The sequence below is a fragment of the Phytohabitans houttuyneae genome, assembly GCF_011764425.1.
Taxonomy (GTDB): domain Bacteria; phylum Actinomycetota; class Actinomycetes; order Mycobacteriales; family Micromonosporaceae; genus Phytohabitans; species Phytohabitans houttuyneae.
In genome coordinates, this window is the sequence record NZ_BLPF01000002.1 from 86,956 (window position 1) to 100,532 (window position 13,577).

A 13,577-nucleotide genomic window follows, 5' to 3' on the forward strand; every position below is an offset into this window, starting at 1 on the left:
CGCTCACCCCCGGCCCGGGCGGGCCTCGTCGGCGTCGCTCAGCTCGTTGTCAAGGACCTCGAACAGCTCCTCGTCGGTGGCCGTGTCCAGGTCGTCGTCGACCTGCTCGGCGCGCGGGGTCAGCAGGCGCAGCACGCCCTGGAGCCGCAGGGCGAGGGTGGCCTGGTCGTCGGCGCCGGGTGGGGCGGCGGCGAGGGCGCTCTCCAGCCGGTGCAGGACGGCAAGCGGCGACTCGGCCGGCGGCGCGGCGGCGGTCGGGGCGAGGCTCTCGGCGAGCAGCCGGGCCACCGCCTCCGGTGTGGGGTGGTCGAACGCCATCGTGGCCGGCAGCCGCAGCCCGGTCGCGGTGCTGAGCCGGTTGCGCAGCTCCACCGCGATGAGCGAGTCGAAGCCCAGGTCCCGGAAGCGGCCGGTCGGGGCGATCTCGCGCGGTGAGTCGTGCCCGAGCACGGTGGCCGCGTGCGCGCGAACCAGCTCCAGCAGCGCGGCGTGCCGCTCCTCCGGGGGCAGCCCGGCGAGGGGGGTGCCGAGGTTTACGGTCGCGGCGGCCGCCACCGGCTTTGCCGCGCTCCCCACCAGCCCGCGCAGCAGCGCCGGGGTGTCACCGGAACGGGCCTGGCGGCGCATCGCGGCCAGGTCCAGCCGGATCGGCGAGATCAGTGGGTGGCCGGTCTCCAGCGCGGCGTCGTACAGCGCCATGCCTTCGCCGGCGTCCATGCCGAGGATCCCGGAACGGGCCAGGCGGGCCTGGTCGGCGTCGGTCATCCGCCCGGTCATCCCGGTCGCCTGCCGCCAGTAGCCCCAGGCCAGCGAGGTGCCGGCGAGGCCGGCGCGGCGCCGGTGCCGGGCCAGCGCGTCAAGGAACGCGTTGGCCGCCGAGTAGTTGGCCTGCCCGGCCGCGCCGGCGAGCCCGGCGAACGCGGAGTACAGCACGAACGCGGTCAGGTCGCGGTCGCGGGTCAGCTCGTGCAGATGCCAGGCCGAGTCGGCCTTGGCGTGCAGCACCGCGTCAAGCTGCTCGGCGGTGAGGGCGGCGACGGTGGCGTCGTCGAGGACGCCGGCCGCGTGCACCACCGCGGTCAGCGGGTGGGCGTCCGGGACGGCGTCGAGCAGCCGGGCCAGCGCGTCGCGGTCGCCGGTGTCGCAGGCCCGTACGCTGACCGTCGCACCCAGCGCGGTCAGCTCGTCGGCGAGCGCGCTCGCGCCGTCGGCCGCCGGGCCGGAGCGGCTTGCCAGCAGCAGATGGCGTACGCCGTGTGCGGTCACCAGGTGCCGGGCGGTGGCCGCGCCGATCGTGCCGGTACCGCCGGTGATCAGGACCGTGCCGTCCGGGTCCGGCGGAGCGGGCAGGGTGAGCACCACCTTGCCGATGTGCCGAGCCTGGCTGAAGTAGCGGACCGCGTCGGGGGCGTGGCGTACGTCCCACGCGGTGACCGGCAGCGGCAGCAGCGTGCCGTCGGCGAACAATGTGGACAGTGCGTGCCACATCCGCGCGATCAGGTCCGGTCCGGCCGCGGTCATCAGGTCGAACGCGTGGTACGAGACGCCGGGGTGGGCGGCGGCGACCTCGTCGGGGTCGCGCGGATCGGTCTTGCCCAGCTCGACGAAGCGGCCGCCGGGCCCGAGCATCCGCAGCGACGCGTCCGTGAACTCGCCGGCCAGCGAGTTGAGCACCACGTCGACCGGCCCGAAGCGGCCCGCGAAGTCAAGGGTGCGGGAGCTGGCGATGCGCGCCTCGTCCACGCCGCGCCGGCGCAGCTGCGACCACTTGCCGGGGCTGGCCGTGGCGTACACCTCGGCTCCCAGGTGCTTGGCGAGCTGGAGGGCGGCCAGGCCGACGCCACCGGTCGCGGCGTGCAGCAGCAGCCGTTCGCCGGGGCGCAGCGCGGCGAGCTCGACCAGGCCGTAGTACGCGGTGAGGAACGCCGACGGGGCGGCCGAGGCCTGGGCGTAGGTCCAGCCGTCCGGTATCCGGGTGACCAGCCGCTGGTCGGTGACGACGACCGGGCCGAGCCCGTTGCACAGCCCCATCACCCGGTCGCCCACGGCGAACGTGCAGTCCGGGCCGGCCTCCAGGACGACACCCGCGCCGTCGCCGCCGAGCGGGCGGCTGTCGTCCACCATGCCGAGGGTCACCACGACGTCGCGGAAGTTGAGGCCGCCGGCCCGCAGGCGTACCCGCAGCTCGCCCGATCCGAGCGGGCGTGCGTTGTCCGGTGCGTCGACGAGCGCGAGGTTGGTGACGCTGCCGGTGCCGCGCAGGCCGAGACGCCAGGTGTCGGTGCCGGCCGGCGGGGTGAGGCGGCGGCCCGGCTCGTCCGGCGCGAGGCGGGGTACGTGCGCCTGCCCGTCGCGGAGCGCCGCCTGCGGTTCGTCGGTGGCGAGCAGGGCGGGTACGGCGGCGCGTGAGGCGTCCGAGTCGTCCAGGTCCAGCAGCACGAGCCGGCCCGGGTTCTCGGTCTGCGCGCTGCGAACCAGTCCCCACACGGCCGCCGCGGCGAGGTGGGGCACGTCCTCGTGGGCCTGTACGGCCACCGCGTTCCGGGTCACGAGTACCAGCCGGCCGGCGAAGGGCCCGTCCAGCCAGCGCCGGACCAGGTCGAGCGCTCGTGTGGTGGCCTCGCGCAGGCCGGCCACCGGGTCGGCGCCCGCTGCCGTGCCGCACTCGACGAGGACGGCGTCGGCCGGTGGCGCCCCGGCCGCCACGGCGTCGAACAGGGCGGCCAGGTCAGGGTGGTGCCCGGCGTCGGGGAGCGCGGCCAGCGGCCCGGTGCCGAGCACCGCGAGCCGTCCGGCAGGTCGCGGGAGCTCGGGCAGGCGTGGCCACGACACCTGGAACAGCGAGTCGCGGGTGGCGCTGCGGTCCCGGCCGACGCGGTCGGTGGCGACCGGTCGCAGGGTCAGCGTGCCCACGTCGAGTACCGGCGCGCCGGTCGGGTCGGCGGCGGTGACGGCGAGCCGCCCCGGGCCGTCCGGGGTGATCCGGACCCGCAGGGCGGTGGCACCGGTGGCGTGCAGGCGGACGTCCGCCCAGGCGAACGGGAGCAGCACGGTGCCGCCCGCGCCGGCGTCCCCCGTGTCGTCGGTGGCGCCGGCGGCGAGGGTGTGCAGGGCCGCGTCGAACAGCGCCGGGTGCACTCCGTACCCTGCCGCGGCCGCGCGTTCCGCCTCCGGGAGGGCGACCTCGCCGTACAGGTCGTCGCCGAGCCGCCAGGCCGCGGTGAGCCCCTGAAACGCCGGCCCGTACCCGAAGCCCCGCTCGGCCATGCGCTGGTAGAGCCCGTCCACCGGCAGCGCGGTCGCGCCGGGTGGCGGCCAGGCGCCATCCAGCGGCCGCGGCGGCGGTCCGGCCGCGGCGGACAGGGCTCCGCTGACGTGCCGGGACCAGGGGGTGTCCGCGGCGCCGGCCGGGCGGGAGTGGATGGCCAGCGGGCGCTGCCCGGCCTCGTCCGGCGCACCCACGCTCAGCTGCACGTCCACCGCGGCCGCGGGCGGGATCAGCAGCGGCTCCTGCACGGTCAGCTCCACGACGGTGCCGCCGCCGGTGCGCGTCGCCGCGTGCAGGGCCAGTTCGGCGAAGCCGGTCCCGGGCAGCAGCGCCGCCTCGCCCACCCGGTGGTCGGCGAGCCAGCCCTGTCCGGCGGCGGAGAGGCGCCCGGTGAGCAGGTAGCCGTCGCCCTCGGCGAGCTCGGTCGCCGCGCCCAGCAGCGGGTGCCCGGCCGGGACGAGGCCGAGGCCGGCGGGGTCGCCGCCGCGCGCGTCGCGGACCGGGACCCAGTACCGCTGCCGCTGGAAAGGGTAGGTCGGCAGCGGTATCCGCCGTCCCGGCGCCGGGAAGCAGCTCTCCCACCGGACCGGCACGCCGGCCGTGTAGGCGGCGGCGACGGAGCGCAGCACCTGTGCCAGGTCACCCTGGCCGCGGCGCAGCGTCGGCACCACCACAGCGCGCTCGGCTGCCTCCTGCACGGGTACGGCCAGCACGGGGTGCGGGCTCGCCTCGATGAAGACCCGGTAGCCGTCGCCGAGCAGCGCCTCCACAGCGGCGGCGAAACGCACCGGCTGGCGAAGGTTGCGGTACCAGTAGTCGGTGTCCAGCGCTTCGGTGCCGAGCCGGCCAGCGGTCACCGTGGAGTAGAACGCGACCTGCGCGGCGGCTGGTGTCAGCTCGCCGAGGCCGGCAAGCAGTGGCTCCCGCAACGCGTCGATGTACGGGCTGTGCGAGGCGTAGTTGACGTTCACCCGGCGCACGTGCCGCCCGTCCGCCGCGCATTCGTCCTCGGCGGCGGTCACCTGGTCGGCCGGGCCGGCCAGGACGGCCGAGCTCGGGCCGTTGACCGCGGCCAGGTGCAGCCCCGGGTAACGGTCCAGCAGCTCCTCGACCTCGTGCGCGGAGAGCGCGACGGAGGTCATCGCGCCGCCCGGCTCCAGCGCGCTGAGCGCCCGGCTGCGCAGCGCCACCACCTTCGCCCCGTCCGCCAGCGACAGCACCCCGGCCACGCAGGCGGCGGCGATCTCGCCCTGCGAGTGCCCGACGACAGCGGCCGGTGTGACCCCGTACGAGCGCCACACCTCGGCGAGCGAGACCATCACCGCCCACAGCGCGGGCTGGGTCATGTCGTCGCGGTCCAGCAGCTCGCCGCGGCGCAGCACCTCGGTCACCGACCAGTCCAGGTACGGCGCGAGGGCCTGCTCGCACTCGGCCATCCGTTTGCCGAACGCGGGGGAGGTGTCCAGCAGCTCCGCGGCCATGCCGGCCCACTGCGAGCCCTGCCCGGGGAAGACCATCACCGGTCCGGGCCCGAGCGGGACCACCTCTCCCTGTACCAGCTCGGGGTGGGGTTCGCCGGCGGCCAGCGCCGCGAGCCCGGCCGTGCCGTCCAGGACCACCGCCCGGTGTTCGAACGCCGACCGCGTCGTCACCAGGGACCAGCCCACGTCGACCGGGTCGGCACCGTCCACCCACCCGGCCAGCCGCTCCGCTTGGGCGCGCAGGGCGGCGGGGGTACGCGCGCCGAGCACCCAGGGGACCGGGCCCGCGGCACGCGGCGGGGGCGGCTCGGCGGGAGGCTGCGGCGCCTGCTCCAGGATCACGTGGCAGTTGGTGCCGGAGATGCCGAACGAGGAAACCCCGGCGCGGCGCGGCCCATGCTCGCCCGGCCACGGTGTCGCCTCGGTGAGCAGCCGCACCGCGCCGCTGTCCCAGTCGACGTGCGGTGTGGGCGCGCCCACGTGCAGGCTCGCCGGGAGCAGGCCGTGCCGCATCGCCATCACCATCTTGATGACCCCGGCGGCGCCGGCGGCGGCCTGGGTGTGGCCGATGTTCGACTTGACCGAGCCGAGCCACAGTGGACGGTCCGTGGGACGGTCCTGCCCGTACGTGGCGAGCAGCGCCTGCGCCTCGATCGGGTCGCCGAGCGTGGTACCGGTGCCGTGCGCCTCCACGACGTCCACCCGGTCCGGTGTGAGCCGCGCGTCGGCGAGGGCTTGGCGGATCACGCGCTGCTGGGAAGGTCCGTTCGGGGCGGTCAGGCCGTTGCTGGTGCCATCCTGGTTCACCGCCGAGCCGCGGATCACGGCCAGCACCCGGTGTCCGTGCCGCTGGGCGTCGGAGAGCCTTTCCAGTACGACAAGACCCGCGCCCTCGCCCCAGCCGGTGCCGTCGGCCTCGGCCGCGAAGGGTTTGCAGCGCCCGTCGGCGGCCATCCCACGCTGCCGGGAGAACTCGATGAACGCCCCGGGCGTGGCCATCACCGTGACCCCGCCGGCCAGCGCCAGCGAGCACTCGCCGCGGCGCAGCGACTGGGCGGCCAGGTGCATCGCCACCAGCGACGACGAGCAGGCGGTGTCCACGGTGACGGCTGGGCCGCCCAGACCGAACGTGTACGCCACCCGGCCGGAGACGACGCTGCCGAGGTTGCCGGTGCCGACGTACCCTTCCACCTCGCTGGTCATGTCGCCGATCACCGACAGGTAGTCGTGGGCGCTGACCCCGGCGAACACCGCGGTGTCGCTGCCGTGCAGCTCGTCGCGGCGCAGCCCGGCGTCCTCGAACGCCTCCCACGCGGTCTCCAGCAGCATCCGCTGCTGCGGGTCCATCGCGGTCGCCTCGCGCGGGCTGATGCCGAAGAACCCGGCGTCGAAGCCGGTGGCGTCGGTGACGAACGCGCCCTGGTCGGTGTACGTGGTGCCGGAGGTGTCGGGGTCGGCGTCGAAGAGGCTGGCCAGGTCCCAGCCGCGATCGGTGGGGAACGGGCCGACCGCGTCACCGCCTGCCGCGACGAGGTGCCAGAGGTCGTCGGCGGAGCGCACGCCGCCGGGCAGCCGGCAGGCGGTACCAATGATCGCGATCGGCTCCGGAGGCGCCTGGAGCTCGGTGAGCCGTTGCCGGGCCTCGCGCAGCTGCCCGGTGACCCAGCGCAGGTTCTCCAGCAGCTTCTCCTCGTTCGCCATCGTCACGCCTTCCCGAACTCGGTGGAGATGAGGTCGAAGATGTCGTCCGCGCTCGCCATCGCCAGGTCCTGGTGCGCGCCGTCGCCAGCCGGCTCGCCCCATTTGGCCAGCAGCGCCCGCAGCCGGTCGGTCACCTCACGGCGTGTCTGCTCGTCCACATCGGACGGTTCCCGCGCGGAGTCCCAGCGGTCCAGCTCGGGCAGCGGACCGAGCGCCGGCCCGCCGGGGTCGCCGGAGAGCTGCCCGCCGAGGAAGCCGGCCAGCTCGTCCGGAGTGGGGTAGTCGTAGACGAGGGTGGGCGGCAGCCGCAGGCCGGTACTGGCGTTGAGGTGGTTGCGCAGCTCGACGCCGGTCAGCGAGTCGAAGCCGAGCTCCTGGAACGGCTGGTGGGCCGGAACGCTGGTCGGGTCGGCGTGCCCGAGCACGCTCGCGGCGTACCCCTGCACGTGCCGCAGCAGCACGTGGTGCCGCTCAGCGGCGGGCACGGTGGCGAGCTGTGCGCGCAGCGCCGCACCGGCCTGTTCGGGCTCGACCTGCTCGCCGGCCGGGTGCGGGCTCGGGACGAGGTCGCTGATCAGCGGGCTGGGCCGCTGGGCGGTGAAGACGGCCGGGAACACCTTCCAGTCGATGTCGGCCACGGTGGCGGTGATCTCGCCGTGGCTGATCACCTCGTGCAGCGCCTCGATCGCCACCTCGGGCGCCAGCGGCGCGATGCCGCGGCGGCGGAAGTAGTCCAGCGCCGCAGGGTCAGCCGCCATGCCGCCTTCCGCCCACGGTCCCCAGGCCACGCTCGTCGCCGGCAGCCCCGCGGCGCGCCGGTGCTCGGCCAGCGCGTCGAGGTAGGCGTTGGCGGCGGAGTAGCTGCCCTGGCGGCTGCTGCCCCACGAGGCGGCGCCGGAGGAGAACAGCACGAACGCCGTGACCGTGGGGATGTTCCGGGTCAGTGCGTGCAGGTGGGCCGCGGCCAGCGACTTGGGTGCGAGCACGCCGGCCAGGTGCGGTTCGTCGAGCTGCTCCAGCAGGGCGTTCTCCGGTACGCCGGCGGCGTGGACGACGGTTGTCAGCGGGTGGTCCTCGGGTAGGTCGGCCAGGAGCGCGGCGAGCGCGTCCGGGTCGGCGGGGTCCCAGGCGGCGATCGTGACGGTGGCGCCGGCGGCGGTCAGCTCCTCGGCGAGGGCGGTCGCGTGTGGGGTGTCCGGCCCGGTGCGGTTGGCGAGGACGAGGTGCGGGGCTCCGTTCGCGGCCAGCCAGCGGGCGACGTGGGTGCCGAGCGCACCGGTACCGCCGGTGATCAGGGTGCTGCCCGTCGGGCGCCAGGTGGCTGGGCGCCGGTCCACCGGGGCGCGCTCGAGCCGCCTGGCGTACGCCTCGCCGCCCCGGATCGCGGTCTGGTCCTCACCGCGCTCGGCGGCCAGCAGCTGGGCCAGGCGGATGTGGTCGGTCGCGCCACCCTCGGCGGGCAGGTCGACGAGGCCGGCCCAGAGGCGGGGCTGTTCGAGTGCGGCGGTCCGGCCCAGTCCCCAGGTGTGCGCCTGTGCCGGGGCGGGAGTGGGGTCGCCGGGCAGCACGGCGACAGCGCCCTGGGTCAGGCACCACAGTGGAGCGGCCCGTTCGGCCTGGAGCAGCCGGATGTTCGCGGCGAGGCCGGCCGGTACCGCCGGATACCGCGGGTGCGGCGTCTCGTCGAGGGCGAGCAGGCTGATCAGGCCGGTGGCGGGGCCGGCCGCGTCGAGCAGCCGGTGTAGGTCCGTGCCGGCGTCGACCCGGTGCACGGTGGCGGTGCCGCCGTGTGACTCGATCGCGTTGAGCACGGTGTCCGTCGCCGGGTGCGGGCCGGCGGTGAACACGTGCCAGTCACCGGTCAGGTCGGGTGCGGCGGCCGGCTCGGCCACCGGCCGCCAGGTGGTCCGGTACCGCAGCCCGCTGGTGCGGCTGCCCTGGCCCGGCGCCGGTGCGGCCGGCTCGACCCAGTAGCGCTGGCGCTGGAACGGGTACGTCGGCAGCGGGATCGCCCGCGGCTGCGCGCCGGCGGTGAACCAGCCTGCCCAGTCGACCGGTACCCCGCTGACGTGGGCGTGCGCGGCGGCGCGGGTGAGCTGGTGGGTGTCGCCCTGGTCCCGGCGCAGGGTCGCCAGCACCGCGCCGGGTGTACCGGACCGCTCCAGTGCCTCCTGCACGCTGGTGACGAGGACCGGGTGCGGGCTCGCCTCGATGAAGATCCGGTGTCCGTCGCGGACCAGAGCGTCCACTGTGTCCAGGAAGCGCACCGGCTGGCGCAGGTTGGTGAGCCAGTAGCCCGCGTCCAGGCCGCCGGTGGCGAGCTGGTCGCCGGTGACGGTGGAGTAGAACGCGGCCGTGCCCTCCCCGTGGGCCAGCTCCCCGAGGTGCCGGCGCAGGGTGTCCGCGACCGCGTCTACCTGCGGGTGGTGCGAGGCGTAGTCCACGTCGATCAGGCGGGCCCGGTGCCCGGCCAGCTCGCAGTCGGCGACCAGCGTCTGTACCTGTTCGGGCGGGCCGGACACGACCGTGGCGTTGGGGCCGTTGACCGCGGCGATGTGGACGTCGGGGTGGCCGGTGAGCCAGGCCGCGGCGTCTTCTTCGGAGATGGCGAGGGAGGCCATCGCGCCGGTGCCGGACAGGGCCCGCAGTGCCTGGCTGCGCAGCGCGACGACCTTTGCGCCGTCTTCGAGCGACAGCACACCGGCGACGCACGCGGCCGCGATCTCGCCCTGCGAGTGGCCCACCACCGCGGCCGGCTCGACGCCGTACGCGCGCCAGAGCTCAGCGAGGGAGACCATCACGGCCCAGAGCACCGGCTGTACCACGTCGACCCGGGTGATCGGCTCCCCGTCGCGCAACACCCCGGTCAGCGACCAGCCGACGTACGGGGACAGCGCCCGTTCGCACGCGGCGATCCGCTCGGCGAACGCCGGTGAGCTGTCCAGGAGGTCGACGCCCATGCCGGCCCACTGCGAACCCTGGCCGGGAAAGACCAGCACCGGGCCGGGGCCGATGGGAACGGCGGTGCCCCGGACCAGGTCGGGGTGCGGGTCTCCGGTGGCGAGTGCGGTGAGGGCTTCGGGTCCGTTGAGGATGGCGGCGCGGTGTTCGAAGTGGGTGCGGGTGGTGGCGAGGGACCAGGCGAGGTCGGCCGGGTCGGCGTCTTCGGCGACGTCGAGCAGCTGGGTGGCCTGGGCGCGCAGGGCCGGCTCGTTGCGGGCCGAGACCAGCCAGGGCGCGGTGGTGGTCCGCGGCGGGTCGGTGGGCTCGGGTGTGGTGGCCGGTGGTGGTGGTTCTTCGATGATGAGGTGGGCGTTGGTGCCGGAGATGCCGAAGGCGGAGATGCCGGCGCGGCGGGGTTGGTCGGTGGGTGTCCAGGCGACGGGTTCGGTGAGGAGGCGAACGGTGCCGGTGGTCCAGTCGACGTGTGGGGTGGGTTCTTGGATGTGCAGGGTGGCGGGGAGGGTGTTGTGTTGGAGGGCTTGGACCATTTTGATGACGCCGGCGACGCCTGCGGCGGCTTGGGTGTGTCCGATGTTCGACTTGATCGAGCCGAGCCACAGTGGACGGTCGGCGGGGCGGTCCTGGCCGTAGGTGGCGATGATTGCCTGGGCCTCGATCGGGTCGCCCAGCGTGGTACCGGTGCCGTGCGCCTCAACCGCGTCCACATCGGAGGGAGCGAGACCGGCGTTGGCGAGGGCCCGCATGATCACCCGTTGCTGGGCGGGACCGTTCGGTGCGGCAAGTCCGTTTGAGGCGCCGTCCTGGTTGATGGCCGAGCCACGCAGCACGGCGAGGATCTGGTGTCCGTTGTGCTGGGCGTCGCTGAGGCGTTCCAGGAGGATGAGTCCGGCGCCTTCGGCCCAGCCGGTGCCGTCGGCGGCGGCGGCGAAGGGCTTGCAGCGTCCGTCCGCGGCGAGGCCGCGCTGGCGGGAAAACTCGATGAACGCGCCGGGTGTGGCCATGACGGTGGCGCCGCCCGCGAGCGCGAGGTCGCATTCACCGTTTCGCAGCGACTGGCTCGCCAGGTGGATCGCGACCAGTGAGGAGGAGCACGCGGTGTCCACTGTGACCGCCGGCCCCTGCAGCCCGAACGTGTACGACACCCGTCCCGACGCGACACTGCCGATGTTGCCGGTCGCCACGTACCCCTCGACCTCGCTGTCGCCCTGTCCGGCCAGCGACATGTAGTCCTGCGAGGTGATCCCGCAGAAGACGCCGGTGTTTGAGGTGTGGAGGGTGGTGCGGGTGAGTCCGGCGTTTTCGAAGGTTTCCCAGGCGGTTTCGAGGAGGAGGCGTTGTTGGGGGTCCATGGCGAGTGCTTCGCGGGGGCTGATGTTGAAGAAGGTGGGGTCGAATTGGGGTGCGGTGTGGAGGAAGCCGCCGTGTTGGGTGTAGGTGGTGCCGGGGTGGTTGGGGTTGGGGTGGTAGAGGGTGGTGAGGTTCCAGCCTCGGTTGGTGGGCATGGTGGTGATGGCGTCGGTTTGGTGGTGGAGGAGGTTCCATAGGTCGGTGGGGTTGTTGGTGTTGCCGGGGTAGCGGCAGGCCATGGCGATGATGGCGATTGGTTCGTCGGGGTTGTGGGTGTGTGTGGTTGTGGTGGTGGTGTGGGGTTGGGTGTTGGTGAGTTGGGTGTGTAGGTGGGTGGCGAGGTGGTGTGGGGTTGGGTGGTCGTAGATGAGGGTTGGTGGGAGGGTTAGTCCGGTGGTGGTGGTGAGGTGGTTGCGTAGCTCGACCGCGGTCAACGAGTCGAAACCCAGCTCCTGAAACGCGGCACCGGCCGGTACGTCGTCTGGCCGGGCGTGGCCGAGCACGTTCGCCGCCAGCTCCTGTACGTGGCGCACCAACAGGTGCGACCGGCGCGCGGCCGGGGTGTCGGCCAGCTTCTGGCGCAGCGCGGTCAGGGCCCGCGTCCCGCCCTCGCCGTCACCCTCTCCATCGGCGTCGGGACCCGCGTCGAGCAGGTCAGCCAGCAGCGGGCTCGGGCGCTGCGCGGTGAAGACACCGCCGAACGTCGGCCAGTCGATGTCGGCGATGGTGATCGTCGTGTCGCCCTCGGTCAGCGCCTGGTGCAGGGCCCGGATGCCGAGCTCTGGACTGAGCGGCAGCGTGCCCCGGCGGGCGTAGTACGCCTGCGCCCGCGGATCGGCGGCCATGCCGGTTTCTTGCCATGGTCCCCAGGCGATGCTGGTGGCGGGTAGTCCGTTGGCGTGGCGGTGTTCGGCGAGGGCGTCGAGGTGGGCGTTGGCGGCGGCGTAGGCGGCTTGTTGTCCGCTGCCCCAGGTGGCGGCGTTGGAGGAGAAGAGGATGAAGGTGGTGATGGTGGGGGTGTGTTGGGTTAGTTCGTGGAGGTGTTGGGCGCCGAGGGCTTTGGCGGCGTGTGTGTTTTGGAGTTGTTGGGTGGTGATGGTGTTGATGGGGCCGGTTTCGGCGGTGCCGGCGGTGTGGATGACGGTGGTGAGGGGGTGGGTGTCGGGGATGGTGGTGAGTAGGTTGGCTAGTGCGTTGCGGTCGGTGGCGTCGAGGGCGGTGATGGTGACTTCGGCGCCCATCGCCGCCAGCTCCCGCGCCAGCGCGGCCGCCTGCGGAGTGTCCGGGCCGGTGCGGTTGGTCAGCAGCAGTCGGGGTGCGCCGTTCGCCGCCAGCCACCGGGCGACATGGGCGCCGAGCGCGCCGGTACCGCCGGTGATCAGCGTGGTGCCCTCGGGGCGCCACGGCGTCGCGGCCGCGGTCGCGGGGCGTCGGGCCAGCCGCCTGACGTGTACGCCGTCGGCGCGGATGGCGACCTGGTCCTCCGGCTGTCCCGGGGCGAGCACGCGAGCCAGCCGGCCGCCAAGGGCGGTGCCCGCCTCGGGCAGGTCGATCAGCCCACCCCAACGCTGCGGCAGCTCGAGGGCCGCGGTGCGACCCAACCCCCAGATCGGCGCCTGAGCCGGGTGCGGGGACTGCCCGACCGCGCCTTCGGTCAGGCACCAGAGCGGGGCCGTGGTGTCGACCTGAAGCAGCCGCGTGTTCGCGACGAGGCCCGCCGGTACCGCCGGGTGGTCGGGGTGCGGGGACTCGTCGAGCGCGAGCAGGCTCACGATGCCGGCCAGTGGCCCGGACCGCTCCAGCAGCGCCGCGAAGTCGGTGTCCGGGCCGGCGGAAACGACCGTGGCGGCGGCGCCGTACGTCTCGATCTCCGCCGCCACTGCCTCTGCCCACCCGGTGGGGCTCGGGGTCAGCACCAGCCAGGCGCCGTCGAGCGCGGGAGTGCCGGCCGGCTCGGGCAGCGGCCGCCAATCGGCGACGTACCGCCATTCGTCCACAGTGGCCTGCTGTCGGCGCTGCCGGCGCCACGCGGCGAGGCTGGGCAGTACCGCGTCGAGCAACGGTCGCTGGTCGGTCGTCGCGTCCAGGGTCTGCGCGAAGATCTCCGGGTCCCCGCTGTCCACCGCCGCCCAGAACTCGGCGTCGTCGGCCGCCGCTTCGGGCGCGCCGGCGAGCCAGTAGTCCTGGCGCTGGAAGGGGTACGTCGGCAGTGCCAGAGGCCGTGCCGGTCCCTTGCCGAACCAGGCGTGCCAGTCGACCTGGGTGCCGGCCACGTGCAGCCGCGCGAGGGCGGTGGCGAGGCCCTCGGTCTCGGCCGTGTCGTGGGGCAGCGCGGTGGTGGCCAGGGGCGGGTCGACGGTTTGCGCCGCCGCGGTGGCCAGAGTGTTGCCGGGGCCGATCTCGAGCCAGGTCGTTGGCTGGTAGGTGGCTTCGAGGTGTCGCAGACCCGGCGCGAAGAGGACGGGTTGGCGCAGGTGGGCCACCCAGTGTTCCGGGGTGAGCTCCTCGGCTGCCTGCCCGGTCAGGTTGGTGATGAGCGGGATGCGCGGCGGGTGGTGCGTGATCGTCGTGGCGGTGCGGTGCAGCTCCTCGAGGATCGGTTCCATCGCGGGGGAGTGGAAGGCGTGGCTGACCTGGAGAGTGCGGGTCTTGCGGCCGGCTCGCCGCCAGCGGTCGACCTCGCGGGCGACCGCGTCGCTCGGGCCGGAGACGACGGTGGCGCCGGGGGTGTTGACGGCGGCGATGGCGAGCCCGTCGAGGTCGCCGAGCTCGTCCGGTGTGGCGTGGATGGCGGCCATGGAGCCGCCGGGGGTAGT

General features: G+C 74.4%; 2 protein-coding genes. Both read right to left on the bottom strand.

Features of this window, described 5'->3' with window-relative positions:
- Positions 1–3 precede the first annotated feature (3 nt).
- Positions 4–6,456 carry an SDR family NAD(P)-dependent oxidoreductase gene (locus tag Phou_RS24000; RefSeq protein WP_371872198.1) on the bottom strand — a complete coding sequence of 2,151 codons (6,453 nt, stop codon included), beginning with the start codon at positions 6,454–6,456 and terminating at the stop codon, positions 4–6.
- Positions 6,453–13,559, bottom strand: a complete 7,107-nt coding sequence (locus Phou_RS54515; protein WP_178134978.1) for a type I polyketide synthase — start codon at positions 13,557–13,559, stop codon at positions 6,453–6,455. Before Phou_RS54515 ends, Phou_RS24000 begins: the two co-directional genes overlap by 4 nt.
- Positions 13,560–13,577: the final 18 nt, after the last annotated feature.